This window comes from Pseudomonas guariconensis (assembly GCF_015680235.1).
Classification (GTDB): Bacteria; Pseudomonadota; Gammaproteobacteria; order Pseudomonadales; family Pseudomonadaceae; genus Aquipseudomonas; species Aquipseudomonas guariconensis_A.
The window spans coordinates 1-24,089 of the sequence record NZ_JADLJL010000018.1 but is presented as its reverse complement, the minus strand read 5'-3'; the positions used below and the strand labels follow the sequence as shown (position 1 = coordinate 24,089).

At 63.2% G+C, this 24,089-nt stretch carries 21 protein-coding genes; 11 read left to right on the top strand and 10 right to left on the bottom strand.

The features are described from left to right. Nucleotides 1–255: 255 nt before the first annotated feature. Nucleotides 256–2,019, bottom strand: a complete 1,764-nt coding sequence (locus IRZ56_RS14055; protein WP_196145476.1) for an ABC transporter transmembrane domain-containing protein — start codon at nt 2,017–2,019, stop codon at nt 256–258. A 265-nt stretch (nt 2,020–2,284) separates the two neighbouring features. Here IRZ56_RS14055 and IRZ56_RS14050 point away from each other — a divergent pair, with 265 nt between their 5' ends. After that, nucleotides 2,285–2,458, top strand: a complete 174-nt coding sequence (locus IRZ56_RS14050) for a PA1571 family protein (RefSeq protein WP_196145475.1) — start codon at nt 2,285–2,287, stop codon at nt 2,456–2,458. 136 nt (nt 2,459–2,594) lie between these two features. Here IRZ56_RS14050 and pdxB read toward each other — a convergent pair whose 3' ends face one another. The 3 genes from pdxB to rlmM all read right to left on the bottom strand — a co-directional run bounded on the left by pdxB (nt 2,595) and on the right by rlmM (nt 5,253). After that, on the bottom strand, nt 2,595–3,737 hold the full coding sequence (gene pdxB / locus IRZ56_RS14045; protein WP_196145474.1) for a 4-phosphoerythronate dehydrogenase PdxB: 1,143 nt from the start codon (nt 3,735–3,737) through the stop codon (nt 2,595–2,597). A 59-nt stretch (nt 3,738–3,796) separates the two neighbouring features. Further along, on the bottom strand, nt 3,797–4,039 hold the full coding sequence (gene tusA / locus IRZ56_RS14040; protein ID WP_196145473.1) for a sulfurtransferase TusA: 243 nt from the start codon (nt 4,037–4,039) through the stop codon (nt 3,797–3,799). A 149-nt stretch (nt 4,040–4,188) separates the two neighbouring features. Next, on the bottom strand, nt 4,189–5,253 hold the full coding sequence (rlmM, locus tag IRZ56_RS14035) for a 23S rRNA (cytidine(2498)-2'-O)-methyltransferase RlmM (protein ID WP_196145472.1): 1,065 nt from the start codon (nt 5,251–5,253) through the stop codon (nt 4,189–4,191). Between the two features lie 240 nt (nt 5,254–5,493). Between rlmM and acnA the strand changes: the two genes are divergently transcribed. The 3 genes from acnA (at nt 5,494) to IRZ56_RS14020 (ending at nt 11,141) form a co-directional block, all read left to right on the top strand. Further along, nucleotides 5,494–8,235 carry an aconitate hydratase AcnA gene (gene acnA / locus IRZ56_RS14030; protein WP_196145471.1) on the top strand — a complete coding sequence of 914 codons (2,742 nt, stop codon included), beginning with the start codon at nt 5,494–5,496 and terminating at the stop codon, nt 8,233–8,235. Between the two features lie 491 nt (nt 8,236–8,726). Further along, on the top strand, nt 8,727–9,512 hold the full coding sequence (locus IRZ56_RS14025) for a CPBP family intramembrane glutamic endopeptidase (protein WP_196145470.1): 786 nt from the start codon (nt 8,727–8,729) through the stop codon (nt 9,510–9,512). Between the two features lie 63 nt (nt 9,513–9,575). Continuing rightward, nucleotides 9,576–11,141 (top strand): methyl-accepting chemotaxis protein, encoded by a 1,566-nt coding sequence (locus IRZ56_RS14020; protein ID WP_196145469.1) that lies wholly within the window; start codon nt 9,576–9,578, stop codon nt 11,139–11,141. Nucleotides 11,142–11,390: 249 nt separating this feature from the next. Here the strand turns inward: IRZ56_RS14020 and IRZ56_RS14015 are convergent, their stop codons facing one another. The 5 genes from IRZ56_RS14015 to IRZ56_RS13995 form a co-directional block, all read right to left on the bottom strand. Then, entirely contained in the window at nt 11,391–12,275 is an 885-nt protein-coding gene (locus IRZ56_RS14015) for a pseudouridine synthase (protein WP_196145468.1), read from the bottom strand. A 50-nt stretch (nt 12,276–12,325) separates the two neighbouring features. Beyond that, the gene (locus IRZ56_RS14010; protein WP_196145467.1) at nt 12,326–12,634 is read right to left on the bottom strand and encodes a transcriptional regulator; all 309 of its coding nucleotides are present in this window, start codon (nt 12,632–12,634) and stop codon (nt 12,326–12,328) included. 64 nt (nt 12,635–12,698) lie between these two features. Then, the gene (locus IRZ56_RS14005) at nt 12,699–13,130 is read right to left on the bottom strand and encodes a D-Ala-D-Ala carboxypeptidase family metallohydrolase (protein ID WP_196145466.1); all 432 of its coding nucleotides are present in this window, start codon (nt 13,128–13,130) and stop codon (nt 12,699–12,701) included. Nucleotides 13,131–13,219: 89 nt separating this feature from the next. Beyond that, complete coding sequence (locus IRZ56_RS14000; protein WP_196145465.1) at nt 13,220–13,456, bottom strand: glutaredoxin family protein; 237 nt, start codon at nt 13,454–13,456, stop codon at nt 13,220–13,222. A 72-nt stretch (nt 13,457–13,528) separates the two neighbouring features. After that, nucleotides 13,529–14,737 carry an ammonium transporter gene (locus IRZ56_RS13995; RefSeq protein WP_196145464.1) on the bottom strand — a complete coding sequence of 403 codons (1,209 nt, stop codon included), beginning with the start codon at nt 14,735–14,737 and terminating at the stop codon, nt 13,529–13,531. Nucleotides 14,738–15,034: 297 nt separating this feature from the next. Between IRZ56_RS13995 and IRZ56_RS13990 the strand changes: the two genes are divergently transcribed. The 6 genes from IRZ56_RS13990 to IRZ56_RS13965 all read left to right on the top strand — a co-directional run bounded on the left by IRZ56_RS13990 (nt 15,035) and on the right by IRZ56_RS13965 (nt 21,980). Next, on the top strand, nt 15,035–15,349 hold the full coding sequence (locus IRZ56_RS13990) for a DUF883 family protein (protein ID WP_196145463.1): 315 nt from the start codon (nt 15,035–15,037) through the stop codon (nt 15,347–15,349). A 9-nt stretch (nt 15,350–15,358) separates the two neighbouring features. Next, nucleotides 15,359–15,733 carry a phage holin family protein gene (locus IRZ56_RS13985; RefSeq protein ID WP_196145462.1) on the top strand — a complete coding sequence of 125 codons (375 nt, stop codon included), beginning with the start codon at nt 15,359–15,361 and terminating at the stop codon, nt 15,731–15,733. Further along, the gene (locus tag IRZ56_RS13980; protein ID WP_196145461.1) at nt 15,730–16,059 is read left to right on the top strand and encodes a hypothetical protein; all 330 of its coding nucleotides are present in this window, start codon (nt 15,730–15,732) and stop codon (nt 16,057–16,059) included. Before IRZ56_RS13985 ends, IRZ56_RS13980 begins: the two co-directional genes overlap by 4 nt. Nucleotides 16,060–16,134: 75 nt before the next feature. Next, complete coding sequence (locus IRZ56_RS13975; RefSeq protein ID WP_196145460.1) at nt 16,135–17,466, top strand: deoxyguanosinetriphosphate triphosphohydrolase; 1,332 nt, start codon at nt 16,135–16,137, stop codon at nt 17,464–17,466. Between the two features lie 270 nt (nt 17,467–17,736). Continuing rightward, complete coding sequence (locus IRZ56_RS13970) at nt 17,737–18,357, top strand: response regulator transcription factor (RefSeq protein WP_196145459.1); 621 nt, start codon at nt 17,737–17,739, stop codon at nt 18,355–18,357. An 8-nt stretch (nt 18,358–18,365) separates the two neighbouring features. Further along, complete coding sequence (locus IRZ56_RS13965) at nt 18,366–21,980, top strand: transporter substrate-binding domain-containing protein (protein WP_196145458.1); 3,615 nt, start codon at nt 18,366–18,368, stop codon at nt 21,978–21,980. Between the two features lie 33 nt (nt 21,981–22,013). Here IRZ56_RS13965 and IRZ56_RS13960 read toward each other — a convergent pair whose 3' ends face one another. Next, nucleotides 22,014–22,361 carry a YggL family protein gene (locus tag IRZ56_RS13960; protein ID WP_196145457.1) on the bottom strand — a complete coding sequence of 116 codons (348 nt, stop codon included), beginning with the start codon at nt 22,359–22,361 and terminating at the stop codon, nt 22,014–22,016. Nucleotides 22,362–22,546: 185 nt separating this feature from the next. Between IRZ56_RS13960 and dacB the strand changes: the two genes are divergently transcribed. Then, nucleotides 22,547–24,010 carry a D-alanyl-D-alanine carboxypeptidase/D-alanyl-D-alanine-endopeptidase gene (dacB, locus tag IRZ56_RS13955; protein ID WP_196145456.1) on the top strand — a complete coding sequence of 488 codons (1,464 nt, stop codon included), beginning with the start codon at nt 22,547–22,549 and terminating at the stop codon, nt 24,008–24,010. The last annotated feature ends 79 nt before the right edge of the window (nt 24,011–24,089 follow it).

Genomic DNA, 24,089 nt, shown 5'->3' with positions numbered 1-24,089 from the left:
ACATTACGTTGCCCTTTCGGCCTGCAAGTGGCGGTTTTCCCCCGCCCGGTGTGCCTTCGCCTTCTGTAGGCGCGGGTAGGCGAAACGGCCTTCTCAGGCACTGAGCCGGGACGTGACTTGGAACTGGAAGCACACCAGAGCGATCAGCAACATCACCGCCAGGCTACCGCCGAGTAGGGTGAGGATTTGCACTCTGAGGGACGGCGAGATAGTTTCCAGCCATTGCTACAAAAATGTTACAACCGCGCAAAGCGTCTAGCCCGGGCCGAACTGCAGGGCAGCCAAGCGCGCATACAACGGGCTTTGCTCGATCAGTTGGCGGTGGCTGCCCACCGCCACCACACGCCCATGGTCGATCACCGCGATGCGCTCGGCGTGCTGAACCGTGGCCAGGCGGTGGGCGATGACCAGGGTGGTGCGCCCGGCCATCAGGGGCGGCAATGCCTGCTGGATCAGGTGTTCACTCTGGGCGTCGAGGGCACTGGTGGCTTCATCGAGCAACAGAATCGGCGCATCCAGCAGCAGCGCACGGGCGATCGCCAAGCGCTGGCGCTGGCCGCCGGAGAGCCCTAGGCCACCCTCCCCCAGGAGAGTCTGATAACCCTGGGGCAACTGCTCGATGAATTCATGGGCATGGGCGCTGCGTGCTGCCGCTTCGACCTCGGCCAGGCTGGCTTCGGGCCGTCCGTAGCGGATATTGGCTTCGACGGTACCGCGAAACAGCGCCGGGTTCTGGGCCACCAGGGCAAACTGGCGACGCAGGTCGTCTGGATCCAGTTCGGTGATCGCCTGCCCATCGAGCAGAATCTGCCCACCCTGCGGGTCGTAGAAGCGCAGCAACAGGTCGAACAACGTGGATTTACCTGCCCCTGAAGGCCCAACCAGCGCCACGGTCTGCCCCGGCTCGACGACCAGGTCCAGGCCATCGATGGCTGCCACGCCCGGGCGAGACGGATAGGCGAAATGCAGATCGCGCAACTCTATGCGGCCGCTGGACCGCCCCGCTGCCAAGGCGGTCGCATGCGCCGGTGGCAGGATCGCGCTGCGGGCCGCCAGCAGTTCGGCAATGCGCTCGGCTGCTCCGGCGGCGCGCTGCAGCTCACCGATCACCTCGCTGAGCGTACCAAAGGCACTGCCGACAATCAGGCTATAGAACACGAAAGCGGCCAGCTCTCCCCCGGAGATACGCCCAGCGATGACGTCCATGCCGCCGACCCACAGCATCACCCCGACCGCGCCAAGCACCAGTACGATTACCAGCGTGATCAGCCAGGCGCGTTGGGCAATCCGCCGCCGGGCCACGGCGAAGGCCGCCTCTACCGTATCGGCGAAACGCTCACGATCCAACGCCTGGTGGTTGTAGGCTTGCACGGTCTTGATCTGCCCCAGGGTCTCGGCCACATAGCTGCCCACGTCGGCCACCCGGTCCTGGCTCTGGCGCGACAGGCTGCGCACCCGCCGACCGAACAACAAGATCGGCGTCAACACCAGCGGCAGCGCCAATACCACGATGCTGGTCAACTTGGGATTGGTGACGAACAGCAACGCAACGCCACCGATCACCATCAGGGCATTACGCAGGAACATCGACAGCGACGAGCCGATCACCGATTGCAGCAAGGTGGTATCGGCGGTCAGCCGCGACTGGATTTCCGAGCTGCGGTTGTCTTCGAAGAAGCCCGGATGCAAGCCGATCAGGTGGTCGAACACGGCCCTGCGGATATCCGCCACACAACGCTCGCCGATCCACGAGACCAGGTAGAACCGGCTGAACGTGCCGATCGCCAGCGCCAACACCAGCAGCAGGAACAGGCCAATGGTCTGGTTCAGCTGGTGGGGAGAGCGGGTCATGAAACCTTGATCGACCAGCAGGCGGATACCCTGCCCCATCGACAAGGTGATGCCGGCGGTGACCACCAGCGCCATTAAGGCCAACACCACCTGCTTGCGGTACGGGTGAATGAACTGCCAGGCCAGGCGCAAGGCGCGGCGTTGGCGGGAAGAAACCGGTTCGAGCATGAAAGGACCATCCGCGTGCCAGAAGACTGCACACTACCACTCATCCGCTCGAACGGAACTGCCAGCGCTCGCTGGGCATCGTGTACAGAACGAAGCGCAGCGATGGAAAGCATAGGCCGACCCCTATGCGCTTTCGATCTAATAGCCCTCTGGAGCTTTATCCCACTTTCTGGTGGACTATCCCTGTCGCGACGCCAGGGAGCTGTCACAGGCCAGTCACGGCACCGGGGTTATCCTGAGCTTGAACCTGATGAGGAGACAGGACATGAGCTTGCAACACAGCAGCGAAGCACCGAAGACCACCCACCAGCCGCAACCGAAGGTGTGCGGTTCGATCATCGACGCCCAGGGGCGCGAGGTACCGATCACCGAGCAGATGATCCAGCAGGCCTGCAAGGAGCTGGAGGAAAGCCGGGTGAAACAGGTGCCCAAGGCGTAAGCCAGGAATGACTTCGACCCGGCCCTTGCGCCGGGTTTTTATTGACCTTTTCGCCGGCAAGCCGGCCCCACAAGGCCGAGCGTCGCATCGATCCGGTGGGAGCCGGCTTGCCGGCGATATCATCAGCCAAGGAATGTCAGGCGAGCACGGCGCCCAGCGCATTGACCATCTGCGCCAACTGCGGCGCCTCGCCTCTCAGGCGCACTGCCAGCCCCTCGATCTCGCGTCGCTGCGGGTAGTGCTTGCGCAGCAGGTCGAACGCGGCGCGCTGTTCGGCTGGGTCTTCGCTGAGACTACGACGGAAATCGGCATCGTCACGACGCGGGTCGTACACCGCGCGGCACAGGGTCGCCAAGGCCCAGGCGGGCTCGGCGCTGGCGTCCAGCTCGACCTGCGCCAGCATTGGTGCCGGTAGCAAATCGGCCAGCTGCACCTGCTCGGGCTCGCCCCGCCAGCGGCAGAACGCCTGGTAGATCTGTGCCGTGCCGCGCTGCTTGCCATCGAGGCTGTAGCCTGCGATATGCGGCGTGGCCAAGGTGCACAGGTCGGCAAGGTCCAGGTCCACCTGTGGCTCGCCCTCCCATACGTCCAGCACCGCATGCACGTCTTCGCGATCGAGCAACAGCTCGCGCAGCGCATGGTTGTCCACCACCGGGCCACGGCTGGCATTGATCAGCCAGGCGCCTGCCCGTAGGCGCGCCAACTGCTGCGCACCCAACAGGTGCCAGGTCGGGTGTTCGCCGCCGCGCTGCAACGGGGTGTGCAGGCTGATCACGTCACAGGTTTCGAGCAGGGTATCGAGGCTGACGAAATCCCCGCCCTCCTGCGCCTGGCGGGGCGGGTCGCATACCAGCACCTTCCAGCCCAGGCCATGCAGCACACGCACCAGGCGCTCGCCCACCTGCCCGGCGCCAACCACACCATACACCCGCTCGCCCAGCGTGGCGCCATCGAGTTCGGCCAGGGTCAGCAGGCTGCCCAGTACATAGTCCACCACGCCACGGGCGTTGCAGCCTGGCGCGCTGCTCCAGTGGATGCCAGCCTGGGCGAAGTAATCGAGGTCGAGGTGGTCGGTGCCGATGGTGCAGGTACCGACGAAACGTACCTGGCTGCCTTCAAGCAGATGCCGGTCGACTCGGGTCACCGAACGCACCAACAGCACGTCGGCGTCCTTGACGCAGGCCGCGTCGATGCTGCGCCCGGGATAGCGGCGGATCTCGCCGAACCCGGCGAAGAAGGCATCGAGCAGCGGGATATTCTCGTCGGCAACTATCAGCATGGCGCTCTCCTGTCAGGGGAGCGCAGTGTAGGCCCTCTGCGGGGCGCGATCCAGCGGGCTCAGTCGGCCTTCTTGCGGATCCAGTACAGGTAGGTGCCGCCCTGCTCCTGCTGCTCCAGCAGTTCATGGCCGAGGAAGTTGCAGAACTTGGGGATGTCGCGACGGGTCGAGGGGTCGGTGGCGATGACCTTGAGCAGGCCTCCGGCGGCCAGGTCACGTACATGCTGGTGCAGCATCATCACCGGCTCCGGGCAATTCAGGCCGGTGGCATCAAGGACGGCGTCAGGGGTGAAATCGGTCATGGGGGACTCCAAATGATGGGCCATTGTCGCGCATCGGGCGCCAGGCTCCAAGGGGGGATCGGCTACCCCACAGGCTGGCTCCTGCCCTGGAGCGGGCCTGGCCCGCTATCGAGTGCCAAGCGCTTGCCAGGCGGCCGCGATGACAGCGTTCAACGCGGCTTGAGGTCCAGGCGTCGCAAGTGGCAGGTGACTTCCTCACGATCGTGGTACAGCTGCTTGCAGGCGATCGTCACCTTGATCTTGCGGGCCTTGAAGCTCGCCTCGATCCGGTCGAGCAGCCGACGCACCTCGGCATAGCGCTGCTTCATCGGCAACTTGAGGTTGACCACGGCCTCACGGCACAGACCCTCGCCCAGCCAGGTCTCGATCAGCGCCGCAGTGCGCGCAGGCTTCTCGACGATATCGCAGACCATCCAGTCCACCGTCTGCCGCGGTTGCCAGGTGAAGCCATCGGCCATCAAGTGCTGGACCAGGCCGGTGTCCATCAGGCTTTCGGCCATGGGGCCGTTGTCGATGGCGGTCACCAGCATCCCGCGCTTGACCAACTGGTAGGTCCAGCCACCAGGCGAAGCCCCCAGGTCGACGCCGGTCATGTCATCGTTCAGGCGTTGGTCCCACTGGTCGCGCGGGATGAACTGGTGCCAAGCCTCTTCCAGCTTGAGGGTCGAGCGGCTCGGCGCCTCGCGTGGAAACTTCAAGCGCGGGATGCCCATGGGCCAAAGCGCCGAATTGTCAGCCTCGGCCAGGCCGACGAAGACCCGCCGACCACTGATGAACGTCAGCAGTAGGCGCGGCCCGCCCGTCTTCTCCACCAGGCGCCCGGCCTTTTCCAGCGCTTTGCGCAGCGGCACCTCGAACTTGCGGCAGAACGTCGATAGCTCCTTGCCTTCGTTGCTGTCGAGCACCTCGAGCCACAGGCTGCCGCACACTGGGTAACCCGCCAGTTGCTCGAGCAGAACGCTGATGCGGTCGCTCTCCGGCAAGTCGACGTACAGGCCCCGGGCCCATTGGCGCGGGAAGATCAGCCGATCGAAGCGCAGCTCACGCATCAGCCGCTCGCCGCCGTCTGGCTCGGCACAGACGAATTCGGCGCAGGCGCTCTGCGGCTTGCCCTTGGCGTAGCCGGCAACCCCCAGGCGGGCGGCGTATTCGCTGATTTCGGCGCAGACCTCACCCTCGAAACCGGGCCGGCAATGCATGAACAGGGTATTCATCTCTCGCTCCACTTCGCTGGCATCGATCGCCAGCCTTGATCCGGCGCAAGGCGGGCGCCGGCAGGGCGGCGATGATAAAGGAAGATCGGAACCTGCGACACGTCCCACCGGTCCAGAATTGAGTCAGGGTCGGCAAACCGGTCTACCCTGAGCATTCAGCCAGGTCCGTGCCGTGCGGACCGTCACAGAGCGGTGACACCGGCCTGGAGTTGCCGTGCACCGGCGCAGAAGGAGTTGGCAATGCCCTCGCTCGATAGCCTGAACAGCCTCAAGACACTCAAGGTCGCAGATAAGACCTACCACTATTTCAGCCTCGCCGAGGCCGCCCGGCAGTTGGGCGACCTGCACCGCCTGCCCATGTCGCTCAAGGTGCTGCTGGAGAACCTGCTGCGCTGGGAAGACGGCAAGACCGTCAGCAGCGACGACCTGCAGGCCCTGGCCGACTGGCTCGGTGAACGCCACTCAGACCGCGAGATCCAATACCGCCCGGCGCGGGTGTTGATGCAGGACTTCACCGGGGTACCGGCCGTGGTCGACCTGGCCGCCATGCGCGCGGCCATGGCCAAGGCCGGCGGCGACCCACAGCGGATCAACCCGCTCTCGCCGGTGGACCTGGTGATCGACCACTCGGTGATGGTCGACCGCTACGCCAGCCCCGCCGCCTTCGCCCAGAACGTCGACATCGAGATGCAGCGCAATGGCGAGCGCTACGCCTTCCTGCGCTGGGGCCAAAACGCGTTCGACAACTTCCGCGTGGTGCCACCAGGCACCGGCATCTGTCACCAGGTCAACCTGGAATACCTGGGCCGCACGGTCTGGACTCGCGAAGTGGACGGCCGCACCTATGCCTTCCCTGACACCCTGGTCGGGACCGACTCGCACACCACCATGATCAACGGCCTGGGCGTGCTCGGCTGGGGCGTGGGCGGTATCGAGGCGGAAGCGGCGATGCTCGGCCAGCCCGTGTCGATGCTGATTCCCGAAGTCATCGGCTTCAAGCTGACCGGCAAGTTGCGCGAAGGCATCACCGCCACCGACCTGGTGCTGACCGTGACCCAGATGCTGCGCAAGAAGGGCGTGGTAGGCAAGTTCGTGGAGTTCTACGGCGACGGCCTGGCCGACCTGCCACTGGCCGACCGCGCCACCATCGCCAACATGGCGCCCGAATACGGCGCCACCTGCGGCTTCTTCCCGGTGGACCAAGTGACCCTCGACTACCTGCGCCTGTCCGGGCGGCCGGAGGCCACTGTGCAACTGGTGGAGGCCTATTGCAAGGAACAGGGGCTGTGGCGCCTGCCGGGCCATGAGCCGGCATTCAGCGACACGTTGTCGCTGGACATGCACGACGTCGAAGCGAGCCTGGCCGGGCCCAAGCGGCCCCAGGACCGGGTCGCGCTGACTCAGGTCAGCCAGGCCTTCGACCACTTCATCGAGCTGCAGCCCAAGCCCCTGGCCAAGGAAGTCGGTCGCCTGGAAAGCGAAGGCGGTGGCGGCGTGGCGGTCGGCAATGCCGACCAGGCCGGCGAGATCGACTACACCCATGATGGCCAGACGCACACCCTGCGCGACGGCGCCGTGGTGATCGCGGCGATCACTTCTTGCACCAACACCTCCAACCCGAGCGTAATGATGGCCGCAGGCTTGGTGGCCAAGAAGGCCGTCGAGAAGGGCCTTGCCCGCAAACCCTGGGTGAAAAGCTCCCTGGCGCCCGGCTCCAAGGTGGTCACCGACTACTTCAAGGCCGCCGGCCTTACGCCCTATCTCGACCAGCTCGGCTTCGACCTGGTCGGTTATGGCTGCACCACCTGCATCGGCAACTCCGGCCCACTGGACGAGGCCATCGAGCATGCCATTGGCTCGGCGGACCTGACCGTGGCCTCGGTGCTCTCGGGCAACCGCAACTTCGAAGGCCGCGTCCACCCGCTGGTGAAGACCAACTGGCTGGCCTCGCCTCCCCTGGTGGTCGCCTATGCCCTGGCCGGCAGCGTACGCACCGACCTGACCCGCGACCCGCTGGGCATCGGCAAGGACGGCCAGCCGGTCTACCTGCGCGACATCTGGCCCAGCCAACATGAGATCGCCAATGCCGTAGCCAAGGTCGACACGGCCATGTTCCACAAGGAATACGCCGAAGTCTTCGCCGGCGACGCGCAGTGGCAGGCCATCGAAGTGCCTCAGGCCGCCACCTATGTCTGGCAGGCCGACTCCACCTATATCCAACACCCACCGTTCTTCGACGACATCGGTGGCCCGCTGCCGCAGCTCCGCGATATCCAGGGTGCACGCATCCTCGCCCTGCTCGGTGATTCGGTGACCACCGACCACATTTCCCCGGCCGGCAACATCAAGGCCGAGAGCCCGGCCGGGCGCTACCTGCGCAGCAAGGGCGTAGAGCCCCGGGACTTCAACTCCTATGGTTCGCGGCGCGGCAACCATGAGGTCATGATGCGCGGCACCTTCGCCAACATTCGCATCCGCAACGAGATGCTGCGTGGCGAGGAAGGCGGCAACACCGTGCACGTGCCCAGCGGCGAGAAGCTGTCGATCTATGACGCGGCCATGCGTTATCAGGATGAAGGCACGCCACTGGTGGTGATCGCCGGCCAGGAGTATGGCACCGGCTCCAGCCGCGACTGGGCCGCCAAGGGCACCAACCTGCTGGGGGTCAAGGCGGTGCTGGCCGAAAGTTTCGAGCGCATCCACCGCTCCAACCTGGTGGGCATGGGCGTGCTGCCATTGCAGTTCAGGGCTGGCGAAGACCGCAAGGTCCTGGGCCTGACCGGCACCGAGCGCATCGACGTATTGGGCCTGACCGGCACGCAGATCCGCCCTGGCATGACCCTGCCGCTGCGCATCACCCGAGAGGATGGCCAGCAGCAACAGCTCGAAGTGCTGTGCCGGATCGATACGCTCAATGAAGTGGAGTACTTCAAGGCCGGCGGCATTCTCCACTACGTGTTGCGGCAATTGATCGCAGCCTAAGCCCACGACCAGGGCCGCTTCGCGGCCCTTTCTTTAGGTCCTTGTGGGAGATTCTATGGTTGTGGGCAAGTCGGCTCGCACTGGTGCAGCGCCAACCACACCCTGTGGGAGATCACCCATCCCTCCAGGGCTGCGCTGTCGCACAACGAACGAGCGGCTAGCGCAGCCTCCCTCTGTGGGAGCGGCGGTGCGGCGGTCCGACTTGTCCCGCGATCAAGGGCGAAGCCCTTGCCAGGCGACGGTGATATCGGGCCCGGCCCAATCGCGGGACAAGCCCGCTCCCACCAGGCCTGCGCTGTTTTCAGTGACACCGCCGTACCTGTGGGAGCTGGCTTGCCAGCGATAGGACCGGGGCAAGCAACTCAAGACAGTTGGCTCCCACCGGTACTTCGCCAACCACACTCTGGGAGCGACCTTATGCCCCGATGACGTGTCCTGGACGCCATCCGGTGAGTCGTACCTACCAGTCTCACCCACGACAAGGATCGCCCATGTCTCCCCCCCATTACAGCGCCCTGCTCCTGCTCGGCCTCGGCTACCTCCTGGCCTTGGCCTACGGCAGCCTTGGCCTGGCCAGCCTGCCCACCTTCATCGCCCTGCTCGGTGCCTACCTGCTGGCCCGTCGCCCGGTACGTTGGCAGCAGGTTCTTGGCCATGCCTCCTTCATCGTCCTGGCCATCGCCCTCGCCCTGCACGGGCTACCCGGTTTCCACGGCGCCAAGGTAATCGACAAAGCGGTCTTCAGCACCGGCGCCCTGCCCTTTTCCATGTACCTGAACCTGGACAAACCCCTGATCGGCTTCTGGCTGCTGCTGGCCTGCCCCTGGGTCCTGGCCTGGCGCGGTCGAACCTGGGCCCCGAGCTTGGCAATGACTTTTCCCGCCATCGTGCTCGTCTGCCTGGGCGGTGCCTGGGCTGCAGGGCTGGTGGCCTGGGCACCGAAATGGCCGGACCAGGCCTGGATCTGGCTGCTGAACAACCTGCTACTGGTAAGCCTGACGGAAGAACTACTGTTTCGGGGATACCTCCAGGGCGGCCTGCAACGACTGTTCGGCCATGCCAACCTGGCCCTGCTTGCCAGCGCGCTGTTGTTCGGCCTGGCGCACCTGGGCGGCGGCTGGCAGTGGTTCTGCCTGGCCAGCCTAGCCGGCATCGGCTATGGCCTTGCCTATCGCCATGGCGGGCTGGTCGCCGCGGTGCTGTGTCACTTCGGCCTGAACCTGGCGCATTTCGCGGGCTTCACCTATCCAATGCTATCGCCCTACGCAATCCATTAAATAAACACTCAATAAAAGTCCGGGCATGCCGATACCAATCCAAAGCCTTGCGGATTGAGCCCCATGCGTAACAACCAGCCCATTACCCAGAGAGAACGGACATTTCCTGCCGAGCAGCGGTTGATTTCCACCACCAACGCCAAGGGCGTGATCACCTACTGCAACGATGCCTTCATCGACATCAGTGGCTTTTCCCGAGAGGAGCTCACGGGCGCGCCCCATAACCTGGTGCGCCATCCCGATGTGCCATCGGCTGTGTTCGCTCACATGTGGCAGACCCTCAAGCAGGGCCTGCCCTGGATGGGCATCGTCAAGAACCGCTGCAAGTCCGGCGACCATTATTGGGTCAATGCCTATGTCACGCCGGTGTTCGAAAAGAACCAGGTGGTCGGCTACGAGTCGGTGCGGGTCAAGCCCACGGCCGAGCAAATCCGCCGGGCCGAGGCGCTGTACCAGCGCATCAACCAAGGCAAGCCAGCGATCCCGCGCCGCGACAAATGGCTGCCGGTGCTGCAGGATTGGTTGCCGTTCATCCTGATCAGCCAGATCGGCTTTTCCATCGGCAACTGGCTTGGCCATTCCTGGGGCTTCGCCCTGGCCGCAGGCCTGTCCGTGCCGCTGGGCCTGCTTGGCCTAGGCTGGCAGCAGCGCGGCCTCAAGCGCCTGCTGCGCTTGGCCGAGCAGACCACCTCCGACCCGTTGATCGCGCAGATGTACACCGACAGCCGCGGCGTCCAGGCACGCCTGGAAATGGCCATGCTCAGCCAGGATGCGCGCATGAAGACCTGCCTGACGCGCCTGCAGGACAGCGCCGAACAGCTCAGCGACCAGGCTCGCCAGTCCGATGCCCTGGCGCACCAGAGCTCCACCGGGCTCGAGCGCCAACGCGTGGAAACCGAGCAGGTGGCCGCTGCGGTCAACCAGATGGCCGCCACCACCCAAGAGGTGGCCAACCACGTACAACGCACCGCCGACGCCACCCAGCAAGCCAACCGCCTGACCAGCCAGGGCCGTCAGATCGCCGGGGAAACCCGTGAAGCCATCGAGCGCCTGTCGGTTGCCGTTGGCGAAACCGGGCAGACCGTGACCCAACTGGCCAAGGACAGCGACGAGATCGGTGGCGTGGTGGATGTGATCAAAGGCATCGCCGACCAGACCAACCTGTTGGCCCTGAACGCAGCCATCGAAGCCGCCCGGGCGGGCGAAATGGGCCGTGGCTTCGCGGTAGTGGCCGACGAGGTTCGTCAGCTTGCCCAGCGTACCGCCGAGTCCACCGGGCAGATCCACGGCCTGATCGCCAAGCTGCAACAGACTGCCAGCAATGCAGTGCAGACCATGGAGAATGGCCATCGCCAGGCCCAGGAAGGTGTGGAACGGGTCATGGAAGCCGACCAGGCATTGGCGGGGATCAGCGAAGCGGTGGCCAACATCACCGACATGGCCACCCAGATCGCCGCCGCGACCGAAGAGCAGACTGCCGTGGCCGACGAGATCAGCCGCAACATCAGCACCATCGCCGACCTGGCCGACCAGACGGCCGAACAGGCGCAGCGTTCGGCATTGTTGAGCGAGGAACTGACCAGCACGGCCGGCAGCCAGTATTCGCTGGTGGAGCGGTTCAACCGCTGAGGCCTGTCCTGAAGCGGGGCTGCTTCGCAGCCCATCGCCGGCAAGCCGGCTCCCACCTGCCCTGCGCTGCTCAGAGACACCGTCTTACCTGAAGGTCACCCAGCGCCCCCTGTGGGAGCGGGCTCGCCCCGCGATCAAGGGCGAAGCCCTTGCCAGGCGACGGTGTTATCGGCCCCGGCCTAACCGCGGGGCAAGCCCCACAGGACCTGAAAAGTCAAGCCATACGGCCCACCCACCCCAAGCCGTCGATCACCAGTCAAGTGCCAGCCGGCTCTCGAAATAACGCACCTGCCCCGTGAACGGGTCTTCGAACCGCAAGCTCTGCGCCAACAGCTTCAAGGGACGCCGGTAGTCGTCCTCTTCGTTCGTCAGCTGCGGATAGAACGGATCGTTGCAGATCCCGGCGCCCAGGGACGCCATGTGGACCCGCAACTGGTGCGTCTTGCCGGTCACCGGCGACAGCCCGTAGCGCCACAGCTCGCCGTTCTTCTCCAACACCTCGGCCCACGTTTCGCTGTTTGCCTCCCCTTCCACTTCGTGCATGCGAAAGAAGGGCTCGCCATGTACCAGGCGGCTGCGATGCACCAACGGGAACGCCCGCTCCGGCAGCGCCGCAGCGATGGCCTGGTAGTGTTTGTCGATACGTCGCTCGGGAAAAAGCCGCTGGTAAGCACCTCGGCTCTGCGGGTTCGCCGAGAACAGCACCAGCCCCGCGGTGTGGCGGTCGATTCGATGCAACGGCACGAGGTGGGGGTTGTCCAGACGACGGATCAGGCGGCGCAGCAAGGTCTGCTCGACATATTCACCCGTGGGGGTGACGGGAAGAAAATGCGGTTTGTCGGCCACCACCAGATGCTCATCGACGTGCAGGATGGCCTCTTGTACGGGTATCGGCCTTTCGTTGGGCACTTCGCGAAAATAATGCAGGCGCATGCCCTGGCGATAGGGCAGGTCAGCAGGGATCGCCCGCCCTTCGGCGTCCAGTACCCGCCCACGGGCGAAACGGTCGAGCCACTGCTCGCGACCGATGCCCTTGAAATGATCGCTCAAACAATCGAGCACGGTCGCCCAACGGCCAGGGGGCAGGCATACGGTACTGGCTTGCTGGCGGGCGGGGTCGAAAGTTGCGGTCATGGCAAGGCTCGGGCATTCAAAGGCGGGCATTATCCGTCATGCCCGCCGGCTCAACCAGCCTGGCCGGTCAACTCGCTGTGCTCCTTCAACCAGCGCAACACCTGCACGGCCTCCCAGCGGCCCGGATCGAAGAGGGCATAGACCAGCCCTTGGTACCCCACCACATCCAGCGGGCGGTGATAGCCGGCGCGCTGGAACAGCGCCTCGATTTCGGCGAAACAGGTGTTGAAGTGGACCTTGCCGAACGGGGTGCGGTCGTCGGTCACCAGGCCTTCGAGCCGCAGTTCCAGCACGGCTTCGCTCACACGCGAAGGCGGCATGCGATTGACGCTGTATTTCAATTGCTCGACATTGAGCATGTGGCATTCCCAATACTGTATTTATATACAGCATACGGATGCCGCCACGCCTGCGTCAATCGCCTCAATGCAGCCCCGGAAGGTAACCCGTGCCTCGTCGAGCGGTCAGCACCTCCCGTCGCGGCGCCTGTACCGCCACGGCAAGATGGACCCAACTGTCATATTCCAGGATCAATTGGTCGAACACCAGGTCGCTGGCGAGGATGCGCTGAACCACCTCCCGAGGCTCTATTTCCACCACAGTGAAATCGGCGGCCAGCCCGGAAAGATGGGCACTGTTGCGAGCGCCGCCCACCCGCTGGTTGACGGCCTGGCTGCGAAACCCACTGCTGATGAGAACAGGGGCTCGACACAGCGCACGCACGCCCTCCAAGGCCTGGCACAACAGGTCAAGATTGGCCAAGGCCTGCGGGCCCGGTTTGTTGTCCAGCCCTTCGCGCGCGGCGATTTGCGAAACGGTCATTTCTGCGAGAGTGAAATGGGGGGTAATGAACATCACGTTACTCCAGGGTTCGGATCGGCCCCGAATTTTCGATCCATGCCCTGTTGGATGCAGGAGGGAGATGACTCCTACCCGAGCATTTCTTACCCCAAGAACGCCACGACCTGCTCGGCATCGAACGGCCAACCCAGTTCAGCCCCCGTGTCGCAACGTCGCAACACCGGGATGCTCAACCCATAGCGCTCGAACAAGGCCTCGCTGTCGGCAATGTCGACCAGTTCGACCAGCAGGCCATGTTCGACAAAAGGCATCAGCACGCCCTCGGCGACTTCGCACAAGTGGCACCCAAGGGTGCCGAACAATTGGCATTCAGGCAGCATGACCAAGCCTCGGGTCTATGGAGGGGGATACCTATTCTAGGTCCATCCCCTGCCCTGCGCACCTGACGAGCATCAATCCTGGCTAGTGGCCCCGATACGATGCAGCGACAGGTCAGCGCCCTGGAATTCCTGCTCATGGCTCAAGCGCAGCCCATGCACTGCCTTGATCGATCCGTACACGGCGAAGCCGCCCACCAACGCCACGAGTACGCCTGCCAGGCTGCCAAGCACTTGGCTGACGAGGCTGACACCTCCCATTCCGCCCAGTACCGATTGCCCGAAGACACCGCAGGCAATGCCGCCCCAGACACCACAAAGCCCATGTAGCGGCCAGACACCCAGCACATCATCGATCTTCCAGCGGTTCTGCGCGGCGGTGAAGCACCAGACGAACAAGGCCCCGGCTATCAGGCCGGTCACCAAGGCACCGATGGGATGCATCAGGTCGGAGCCTGCACAAATGGCTACCAACCCTGCCAGCGGGCCGTTATGCAGGAAACCTGGGTCGTTGCGCCCGGCCACCAGGGCGGCCAGCGTTCCGCCGACCATGGCCATCAGCGAATTGATCGCCACCAGGCCACTGATGCCCTGCAAGGTCTGGGCGCTCATGACGTTGAAGCCGAACCAGCCGATGATCAGGATCCACGAACCCAGCGCCAGGAACGGAATGCTCGACGGCGCGAACGCCACCAGCCGCCCGTCGCGGTAGCGTCCACGGCGCGCGCCCAGCAGCAATACCGCCGCCAACGCCAGCCAGCCGCCCATGGCATGCACCACCACCGACCCTGCGAAGTCATGGAACGGGGCGCCAAAACGCGCCTGCAGCCACGCTTGCAGGCCGAAGTTGCCATTCCACACCACGCCTTCGAAGAAGGGGTAGACCAATGCCACGATCAGGGCTGTGGCGCACAGCTGCGGCGCGAAACGGGCGCGTTCGGCGATGCCGCCAGAAATGATCGCCGGGATCGCCGCGGCGAAGGTCAGCAGGAAGAAGCACTTGACCAATGCATAGCCATGGTCGGTGGCGAGCTCGGCAGCCGGCTGGAGGAAACTCACACCATAGGCCACCCAGTAGCCGACGAAGAAATACACCAGGGCCGAAATGGCGAAGTCGCTGAGAATCTTCGACAAGGCATTGACCTGGTTCTTGTGACGCACCGTGCCCACCTCGAGGAAGGCGAAGCCTGCATGCATGGCCAGCACCAGGATGGCACCCATGAGGATGAACAGGGTATTGGAGCCATGAACGAGGGAGTCCATAGCGCTGTGCGTGTTTTCCATGAGTAGGCAGACCTGAAAAAGCACCAGGACAGTTCAAGAGCCCGCATCCGTGCACCGGTTCGGTGCCAGCCCCCTGCCCTGTTTCGGTGAGCCGGGCGGGAGCTGCGTGGTTTTTTCTTGGGTTTGTCGTGGATTGGGTTAAGGTTTATCGGTATCGGCCAGCCAGGTGCACGCATTCGACGCACGCCCTGATGACCATGCCCCAGGTAATAGCAAGGGCCATACCAGCAACTGCACTGAACCTTCCGCTTCGCCCATCACTCGAAATAGCCACACACTTTCACAGGGAGAAATCGCATGGCCAACAAACCGGCAAAGACTGCTCAAGAGCTATTGATGGATGACTTCCAGGCCCTGGTGCGTGACACCGAGAAATTGCTCGCCGACACAGCCAACCTGGCCGGCGACCAGGCCGATGCACTTCGCGAACAGCTGCATGAGCGCCTGACCCAGGCCCGAGAATCCCTGCACTCGACCCAGGATTCGGTCCGCGAACGTGGCCAGGCAGCCCTAGGCAGTGCCGAGCAATACGTCCAGGAAAACCCTTGGCAAGCCATTGGCATTGCCGCCGGGGTCGGCTTGCTGATCGGCTTGCTGGCCAATCGACGTTAAGGAGTGCCCATGGACAACGACGCCCCAGGCGCCAGCGCTTCCGGCAAGCGCCTCGGCGCGGCCCTGCTCGGCCTGCTGCACAGCCATATCGAACTGTTCGGCATCGAACTGCAGGAACAGAAAGCCCGAACCCTCAGCCTGCTGTTGTTCGCGGGCCTTGCCCTGGTGTTCGGTCTGCTGCTGCTGACGGCGCTGTCCGGCCTGGTGCTGGTGCTGTTGTGGGACAGCTATCGCCTGGCCGGCATCGTTGGCTTGTGCGTGTTTTATGGCATCGCTGCGCTGTACTGCGGATTGCGCCTGAAAGCTGCCGTGTTCGACGAATCGTCACCCTTCAGCGCCACCCTCGAAGAACTTGCCAAGGACCGGGAGCGCCTGTTGCCATGAGCCTGCCCGAACTGCCCAATACCCGAAACCCCAAGGAGCTACGCAAGGCGCTGCTGCGCCTGCGCCTGGAAATGCACCGTCAGGAGATCCGCCACGAATCGGCGCAACTGCTCGAGCCCGTCCGCCGCCTGCGCGGCATGGGCGATTCGTTGCACGGCGGCCTGGGCATCAAGCACGCGCCTCTGTGGGGCCTGGGCGCGGTGGTCGCCCTGGGCTTTCTCACGGGTAAAGGCGTACGCAGCGGCAACCTCAGCCGCCTGCTGCGCCTGGGTACCAGCCTGGTGCCATTGGTCCGCCTGTTCCTGCACGGCAGCCGACGCCCCTGACCCCTCGTGCCCGCCGCTTGCGCGGGCGCGCTCGACACGGGAAGCTATGGCCTCCATCTGATGGGAGATCGAGCCTTGGACTGGCATACCCTGCTGACCCGCGAACGCCTGGGCAAAGCCCTGTACAGCCCCGAGGAACTGGGGCGTAGCCCCTTCCACAAGGACCATGATCGCATCATCTTCTCCGGTGCCTTCCGCCGCCTGGGACGCAAGACCCAAGTACACCCGGTCTCCAGCAACGACCATATCCATACCCGCCTGACTCACTCCCTGGAAGTCAGTTGCGTCGGCCGCTCGCTGGGCATGCGCGTCGGCGAGACCCTGCGCGATAGCCTGCCCGCCTGGTGCGAGCCCAGCGACCTGGGGATGATCATCCAGTCCGCCTGCCTGGCCCATGACATTGGCAACCCGCCATTCGGGCATTCCGGCGAAGACGCCATCCGCCATTGGTTCCAACAGGCAGCCGGGCGCGGCTGGCTGGACGACATGAGCGACGACCAGCGGGCCGACTTCCTTAATTTCGAAGGCAACGCCCAAGGCTTTCGCGTCCTCACCCAACTGGAATACCACCAGTTCGACGGCGGGACCCGATTGACCTACGCCACCCTGGGTACCTATGTGAAATACCCTTGGAGTGCCCGCCACGCCGACGCCCTGGGCTACAAGAAGCACAAGTTCGGCTGCTACCAGAGCGAACTGCCACTGCTCGAACAGATTGCCCGCAAGCTTGGCCTGCCGCAGCTCGAGCAGCAGCGCTGGGCACGGCATCCATTGGTGTACCTGATGGAAGCGGCCGACGATATCTGCTACGCATTGATCGACCTGGAAGATGGCCTGGAGATGGAGTTGTTGCAGTACGCCGAAGTCGAGGCCTTGCTGCTTGACCTGGTGGGCGACGACCTTCCCGAAACCTACCGCCAGCTCGGGCCGGCGGACTCGAAGCGACGCAAACTGGCGATCCTGCGTGGCAAGGCCATCGAACACCTGACCAATGCCGCCGCCCAGGCCTTCGTCGAGCAGCAACAAGCCCTGCTTGCCGGCCACCTGGCCGGGGACCTGGTGGAGCACATGCATGGCCCAGCCAAGCGCTGCGTCCTGCAGGCCAAGGACATGGCACGCAAGAAAATCTTCCAGGACAAGCGCAAGACCCTGCATGAAATAGGCGCCTACACCACCCTTGAGATCCTCCTCAACGCGTTCTGTGGGGCTGCGCTGGAACAGCATGGTGGGCGCACGCCGTCGTTCAAGAGCCGACGTGTGCTGGACCTGATCGGCAACCATGCCCCTGACCCTCATGGCTCGCTACACAATGCGTTCCTGCGCATGATCGACTTCATTGCCGGCATGACTGATAGTTATGCCAGCGAAATGGCCAGTGAAATGACCGGACGCTCCAGCCCTGCATAAGGGCGGGAGCCAACCCACACTCAATCGACGTCATTGAAGGAAATATCTTAACAACCACCCTTTCAATTAAACATCTCTTTATATTTCCAAATAAAAAGTAACCAAATCTTGGTCTGACACCCACCTAAACACGCTGAATGCGTAGCGCGGATAGCTTTTTACTGTAAGCCTTTTCCCATATCGTAATTACAGCCTTTCATCGCGTATTCCTCATCTAGCAACTGAGCTAAGGTATCCGCTGTTTCCGACACCTACGCATGGAAGTTGAATATGCACTCTGTATATATTGTCGACGATCACCCCGTAATTCGCCTGGCAGTTCGAATGCTGCTGGAGAACCAGGATTACAAGATTGTCGGCGAGTCGGACAATGGCGTGGACGCCATGCAGATGATCCGCGAAACACGCCCCGACTTGGTAATCCTGGATATCGCCATTCCAAAGCTGGACGGCCTGGAAGTGCTTTCCCGCTTCCAAAGCATGGCGTTACCCTTGAAAGTTCTAGTTCTGACCGCCCAGTCACCTGCGCTTTTCGCCATCCGTTGCATGCAGTCAGGCGCTGCGGGGTATGTCGGAAAACAAGAAGATCTTAGCGAGCTGCTAAGTGCAATCAAAGCGGTCCTGTCTGGTTACAATTACTTCCCAAGCCAGGCGGTTAATGGCAGCCTTGCCGAATCCAACACTGAAATACGACTTTTCCGACAAGTCAATGACAGAGAGCTTATGGTATTGCAACTATTCGCACAGGGAAGAAGCAATAAGGATATCGCCAAAGGGATGTTTCTCAGCAACAAGACCGTCAGCACCTACAAAAAACGGCTCATGCAAAAACTTCAGGTCCAGACATTGGTCGACCTGATCGATGTCGCCAAGCGCAACGCCTTGGTTTGAGGTGCGGCATGGGGCGGTACCTGGCCATTTATCTAGCTTTGCTCATGATGTGCGGCGCGGCCGTTGCCGAACCGGCGCCCCCCAAGATGCTGAACCTGCTCACGCGTTCGAACCTCAAGCCGATCCCTCCGGCGCTGAACGACGCTCAACGTCAGTGGCTGGAAAAAAAGCGGGTATTGGTGGTCGGGACGTCCTTTCCGGACTATCCGCCCTTTGACATCACCACGGGAGGGCGAGACTACCAAGGACTCACCGCCGAGTATGCAGGGTTGATCGGCAGTGCCTTGGGGCTGCCAGTGCAGGTGCTGGGTTTCGACAGTCGCCAGGCAGCGATCGACGCACTCACCCGAGGCCAGATCGACCTGCTCGGCAGCGCCAACGGCTACGAGGCCAGTGCCGGGCTCGCCCTTTCCCGGCCCTATGCCGTCGACCAACCGGTGCTGGTGACCCGCGAACAGGAAGGCCGCGTGCTGGATGACCAGCTCGAAGGCCTGCGTTTGAGCATGCTCTATCACTATCTGTCGCCAAAGAACGTATTGCGAACCTACCCAAAGGCCGAACTGCTCGCCTTCCAGTCCTCGACCTTGGCGCTCAATGCCGTCGCCTTTGGCCAGGCCGATGTGTTCATCGGCGATACCATTTCCACCCACTACCAACTCAACCGGGGCCACATGCCCCCCCTGCGCATGGCCAGCTTCGGCAAGCACGAGGCCATCGGCTTCAGCTTCGCCCTGCGTCGCCAGGACACCCAGCTCAAGGCGCTGGTCGACACGACCCTCGACAACCAGCCCAACGCCATGAAGGCCAGCATCTTCAAACGCTGGGGTGCCGGCAGCGACCTGCTTCTGAGCGATCGCAAGCTGCAGCTTTCGCCTAACGAGGAGCAGTGGTTGCGAGAGCATCCGGTCATGCGCGTGGCCATCAACGAAACGGCCGCCCCCATTTCCTACTTCGATGGCAACGGTCATTTCCGCGGCATTGCCGCCGACTTGCTCGAACTCGTCCGCCTGCGCACGGGCCTGCGCTTCGAAATCGAACGGGCCAGCGGCATTCGGGACATGCTGGCCCGGCTCAAGGATGGTCGAGCCGATGTCATCGCAGCCATTTCCAGCGATGAAAAACATGACACTGCACTGCACATCAGCCGACCGTACCTGGAAAGCGCCTATGTACTGGTCACCCGTGCAGGCAGTGACCAGGCATCATCGCTCGAACAACTGCAGAACAGGCAGGTCGCGATCATGCGCGACAGCAACATCGCCGAACTGCTCTCGGCACGCTATCCGCAGATCGGCCGGATCGAGACCGACAGTCCGTTCTTTTCCATGGCCCTGCTCGGCAGCGGCGAGGTGGATGCGGCCATCACCACATTGATCGACGCCAACCACGCGTTGGCCGACAACCCGGACCTGGTGATCCGCAGTACGATCGGCAGCGAGCCGGCCACCTTCGCGATGGCCACCAACCGCCAACCCCAGGCGCTCGCGTCGATACTCGACAAAGCCCTGCAGAGCATCTCCCCGGAAGAGCTGGGTGTGATCGACAACCGCTGGCGGGGCTATCGGTTGCATGACGACGCACCTTGGCAGGCGTTTCGCCGCGAGGCCCTGCAGTTCCTGCTGGCCATAGGTTTGCTGCTGTTGCTGGCCTTGCTCTGGAATGCGCACCTGCGCCGGCAGATCAAACACCGCCAACGTGTGGAACGCGCGCTCAACGACCAGCTGGAATTCATGGGCGCCCTGCTCAACGGCACGCCCCACCCCATGTATGTACGTGACCGCGAAGGGCGCTTGCAGAGTTGCAACGCCAGCTACCTGGAGGCTGTCGAAGCGCAGGCCGAGGACTTGATCGGCAAACGCCTGGACGAAAGCCTGGGCAATGAACGTGAATACACCCGGCAGATAGAAGCCGACTACCGGCAGGTCATGGCCGCAGGCACCCCCCTGATACTCGATCGCGCTTTCCACATCGGCGGTCAGCATCTGACGCTCTATCACTGGATCCTGCCCTATCGTGATTCGCTGGGCGAGGTCCAGGGCATCATTGGCGGTTGGATCGACATCAGCGAGCGCCGCAAGCTGATTCAGGAACTGCGCCTGGCCAAGCAGCAGGCCGATGACGCGAACCGTGCCAAAAGCACCTTCCTGGCGACCATCAGCCATGAAATCCGCACCCCCATGAATGCGGTCATCGGCATGCTGGAGTTGGCCGTACGGCGCGCCGACAAAGGGCAGTTGGACCGACCGGCATTGGAGGTCGCCTATCATTCGGCCAAGGACCTGTTGGGGCTGATCGGGGATATCCTGGATTTCGTTCGCATCGAATCCGGGCATCTCTACCTTGCGCCCGAGCCGGTCGACCCCAGTACCCTGGTCGAATCGGTGGCCCGGGTATTCGACGGCCTGGCGCGCCAGAAGGGCCTCACCCTGCAGGTGGTGATCGCAGCGGATGCACGCTGCCATGCCCTGCTCGACCCACTGCGCTTCAAACAGGTCGTTTCGAACCTGGTGAGCAATGCCATCAAGTTCACCCAGGACGGCCAGGTGTGCGTCAGCCTCGCCCTCAGCGATGGCGGCTCGGACGCACCGACCCTGGACCTGCAAGTGCGTGATACCGGTATCGGTATCCATGAAGATGACCTGCAGCAATTGTTCAACCCCTTCGTTCAGGCCAACCCTCACAGCGAAGGCGCGCGCGCGGGCACCGGCCTGGGCCTTGCGATCAGCCGCAGTCTTTGCGAAATGATGGGAGGCAGCCTGACGATCAAGAGCCTTCCGGGAGTGGGTACCCAGGTGCGCTTGGTCATGCCGCTGCAATGTGTCGCCGCGCCGATGGAAGCGACGCCCCTCATACCTGAGGTCGAAGCGCCCGTGGCGCGCCTGAACGTGCTCGTGATCGACGATCATCCAGCCAACCTGCTGCTGATGGAGCAACAACTGGGCTTCCTGGGGGTATGCCTGAACAGTGCGCGTGATGGCCATGAAGGCTTGGAGAAATGGCGAACGGGTGGTTTCGACCTGGTGATCCTGGACTGCAACATGCCGCGCATGAGCGGCTACCAGGTGGCCGAAGCGATTCGAGCGCAGGAACACCGGTTTGGTTGGCCACGTTGCGTGATTTTGGGCTATACCGCCAATGCCCAACCGGAAGTGCGTCAGAAGTGCCTGGACGTCGGCATGGACGATTGCCTGCTCAAACCCATCAGCTTGCACATGTTGAACCAACGCCTCGCCGCCATCGTCCCCGCTTGGCAGGGTATACCTGCAAAACCGCGACCCAAGCACTTCGAACCCGCAGGCTTGGCCACCATCGCCGGAGATGATCCCGCCAACCATGAACGGCTACTCAAAGCCCTGCAGCAAAGCTTGCAACAGGACCTGGCCACGTTGATGGCCATCGACCCAGGCCTCGATCCACACATGCTCGCCACCCAGGCACACCATATCCTCGGCGTGGCGAGGATGCTCGAAGCCAGGGCCTTGATAAAGGCGTGCGAGGCGCTGGAAGGTCAGCCATTGGCCCTGTCGCAACGCAAGCTGCGAAGGCAGGCCTTGGCACGGCATATGCGCCGTGTCGAGAAAGCCCTGGCCAGGCATCTGCAGGATCTGGCCAGGGCTCGCTGAAGCGGCGCGCCGAGCGGCGGCCGCGCAGATGGATCAGGAAGCCGAGGTATTGATCGGCTTGTCCGGATACCAGGCGTCCAGCAGCGGGCTGAGTTCGATCTTGGTCAGCTCGCTGCGGCCCTTGAGCCAGGCTTCGACAATGGCGCGCTGCTCTTCGCTGACCGAGCCACGCTTGGCCAGGCAGACCAGGCCGAAATCATCGCCGCCAACATAATCCAGGCCATTGGCATCCATGGCTTCGGCGAGGAAGGCATCGAGGAAGGCATCGATGGCTTCGTCGGACAGGTCTTCCTTGAATTCCAGGTTCAGTTCGAAACCCAGCTCCTGGAATTCGTCCACGCAGAGCTTCTTGCGCAGGCGACGGGAACGGTTGGTGGCCATGAAACAATCCTCTTGAGTATTAACGCGCGGCACTTTACCAGTTTCCGCGCCAAAGCGGCGCTTTTCCGTCGAACATGGCCCATGGGCGGTGCGCTTGGGGCATAATGCGCACAGTATTTTGTCCTGGGGCCATCATCTATACAGCCCCGTTGTCTTTTCCCTCGTGCGCAGGGTTGAAATCACACATGATCAAAACGCTTCGTCCCCTGATTCTTGCCGGCCTGTTCCTGCCATTCGCCATGACCAGCCAGGCTGCCACGGTCAATACCACCCTCTCGCCCAAGGTGCAGCAGGCGCTGAAGGCCAACAAGCTGGAAAATTCGGCCCTGTCTCTGGTGATGCTGCCCCTTGACGGCCCAGGCACGCCGACCGTGTTCAATGCCGATGTCTCGGTCAACCCGGCCTCGACCATGAAACTGGTCACTACCTACGCGGCGCTGGAACTGCTCGGCCCGACCTTCCAGTGGAAAACCGAGTTCTATACCGACGGTACCCTGAGCAATGGTGTACTCAACGGCAACCTGTACCTCAAAGGTGGCGGCGACCCGAAGCTGAACATGGAAAAGCTCTGGTTGCTGATGCGCGACCTGCGTGCCAACGGCGTGCGCACCATTACCGGTGACCTGGTGCTGGACCGCAGTCACTTCGTCCAGCCTAACCTGCCGCAGTTCAATGACGACGGCGGCGACATGAACAAGCCGTTCCTGGTACGCCCGGATTCGTTGCTGGTCAACCTCAAGGCCCTGCGTTTCGTAGCCCGCAACGACGGCGGCAAGGTGACGGTGGCCGTCGAACCGCCGCTGGCCAACATCCGTATCGACAACCAGGTCAAGGCCGTGGCATCCAAGCGCTGCACGGGCGATGTACGTTACAACCCAGTGACCCAGGCCGATGGGGTAAGCGTGGTTGTCAGCGGCCAGCTCGGTGATGGCTGCAACTCCCAGACCTACCTGTCGCTGCTCGACCATCCGACCTACGCCGCCGGCGCCGTACGTGCGATCTGGAACGAGCTGGGCGGCAGCATCCAAGGCCGCGACCGCATCGAGAACGTGCCCAAGAGCGCACGCCTGCTGGCCCGGGCGTTCTCGCCGGACCTGGTGGAGGTGATCCGCGACATCAACAAGTACAGCAACAACACCATGGCCCAGCAGCTGTTCCTGAGCCTGGGTGCACAGTTCCGCACCGATGCCGACGGGGATGACGCACGTGCCGCCCAGCGTGTGGTGCGCCAGTGGTTGGCGAAGAAGGGCATCACCGCGCCGCACCTGGTCATGGAGAATGGCTCCGGGCTGTCCCGTGCCGAGCGGGTCAGCACCCGTGAAATGGCGGCGCTGTTGCAGGCGGCCTGGAAGAGCCCTTACGCGGCAGAATTCATAAGCTCCATGCCCCTGGTGGGCATGGACGGGACCATGCGCAAGCGACTCAAGCGCACGGCCCTGAGTGGCGAAGGCCATATCAAGACCGGAACGCTCAATACCGTCCGGGCGATCGCCGGCTTCAGCCGCGACAGCAATGGGCATACCTGGGCGGTGGCAGCGATCTTGAACGACCCCAAGCCTTGGGGGGCTTCGCAGGTTCTGGACCAGGTATTGCTGGACCTTTATCGCCAGCCCAAGGTGGGGGCTGGGACGATAGGCGTCGTGCCTTGATCGTTCTGGGCTAGGCCTGTAGCGCCTGAATCCCGGCCCCATCGCCGGCAAGCCGGCTCCCACATGGCCTGTGGGAGCC

What these genes read in the sequence shown, in the direction of transcription:
- IRZ56_RS14025 (WP_196145470.1), top strand. Translation starts at nt 8,727, where the DNA reads ATGTCTCCCCCCCATTACAGCGCCCTGCTCCTGCTCGGCCTCGGCTAC.
- rlmM (WP_196145472.1), bottom strand. Translation starts at nt 5,253, where the DNA reads ATGAATACCCTGTTCATGCATTGCCGGCCCGGTTTCGAGGGTGAGGTC.
- IRZ56_RS14055 (WP_196145476.1), bottom strand. Translation starts at nt 2,019, where the DNA reads ATGCTCGAACCGGTTTCTTCCCGCCAACGCCGCGCCTTGCGCCTGGCC.
- IRZ56_RS13980 (WP_196145461.1), top strand. Translation starts at nt 15,730, where the DNA reads ATGAGCCTGCCCGAACTGCCCAATACCCGAAACCCCAAGGAGCTACGC.
- dacB (WP_196145456.1), top strand. Translation starts at nt 22,547, where the DNA reads ATGATCAAAACGCTTCGTCCCCTGATTCTTGCCGGCCTGTTCCTGCCA.
- IRZ56_RS14020 (WP_196145469.1), top strand. Translation starts at nt 9,576, where the DNA reads ATGCGTAACAACCAGCCCATTACCCAGAGAGAACGGACATTTCCTGCC.
- IRZ56_RS13990 (WP_196145463.1), top strand. Translation starts at nt 15,035, where the DNA reads ATGGCCAACAAACCGGCAAAGACTGCTCAAGAGCTATTGATGGATGAC.
- pdxB (WP_196145474.1), bottom strand. Translation starts at nt 3,737, where the DNA reads ATGCTGATAGTTGCCGACGAGAATATCCCGCTGCTCGATGCCTTCTTC.
- acnA (WP_196145471.1), top strand. Translation starts at nt 5,494, where the DNA reads ATGCCCTCGCTCGATAGCCTGAACAGCCTCAAGACACTCAAGGTCGCA.
- IRZ56_RS14005 (WP_196145466.1), bottom strand. Translation starts at nt 13,130, where the DNA reads ATGTTCATTACCCCCCATTTCACTCTCGCAGAAATGACCGTTTCGCAA.
- IRZ56_RS13965 (WP_196145458.1), top strand. Translation starts at nt 18,366, where the DNA reads ATGGGGCGGTACCTGGCCATTTATCTAGCTTTGCTCATGATGTGCGGC.
- IRZ56_RS13970 (WP_196145459.1), top strand. Translation starts at nt 17,737, where the DNA reads ATGCACTCTGTATATATTGTCGACGATCACCCCGTAATTCGCCTGGCA.
- IRZ56_RS14050 (WP_196145475.1), top strand. Translation starts at nt 2,285, where the DNA reads ATGAGCTTGCAACACAGCAGCGAAGCACCGAAGACCACCCACCAGCCG.
- IRZ56_RS13960 (WP_196145457.1), bottom strand. Translation starts at nt 22,361, where the DNA reads ATGGCCACCAACCGTTCCCGTCGCCTGCGCAAGAAGCTCTGCGTGGAC.
- IRZ56_RS13995 (WP_196145464.1), bottom strand. Translation starts at nt 14,737, where the DNA reads ATGGAAAACACGCACAGCGCTATGGACTCCCTCGTTCATGGCTCCAAT.
- IRZ56_RS14010 (WP_196145467.1), bottom strand. Translation starts at nt 12,634, where the DNA reads ATGCTCAATGTCGAGCAATTGAAATACAGCGTCAATCGCATGCCGCCT.
- IRZ56_RS14000 (WP_196145465.1), bottom strand. Translation starts at nt 13,456, where the DNA reads ATGCTGCCTGAATGCCAATTGTTCGGCACCCTTGGGTGCCACTTGTGC.
- IRZ56_RS14015 (WP_196145468.1), bottom strand. Translation starts at nt 12,275, where the DNA reads ATGACCGCAACTTTCGACCCCGCCCGCCAGCAAGCCAGTACCGTATGC.
- IRZ56_RS13985 (WP_196145462.1), top strand. Translation starts at nt 15,359, where the DNA reads ATGGACAACGACGCCCCAGGCGCCAGCGCTTCCGGCAAGCGCCTCGGC.
- tusA (WP_196145473.1), bottom strand. Translation starts at nt 4,039, where the DNA reads ATGACCGATTTCACCCCTGACGCCGTCCTTGATGCCACCGGCCTGAAT.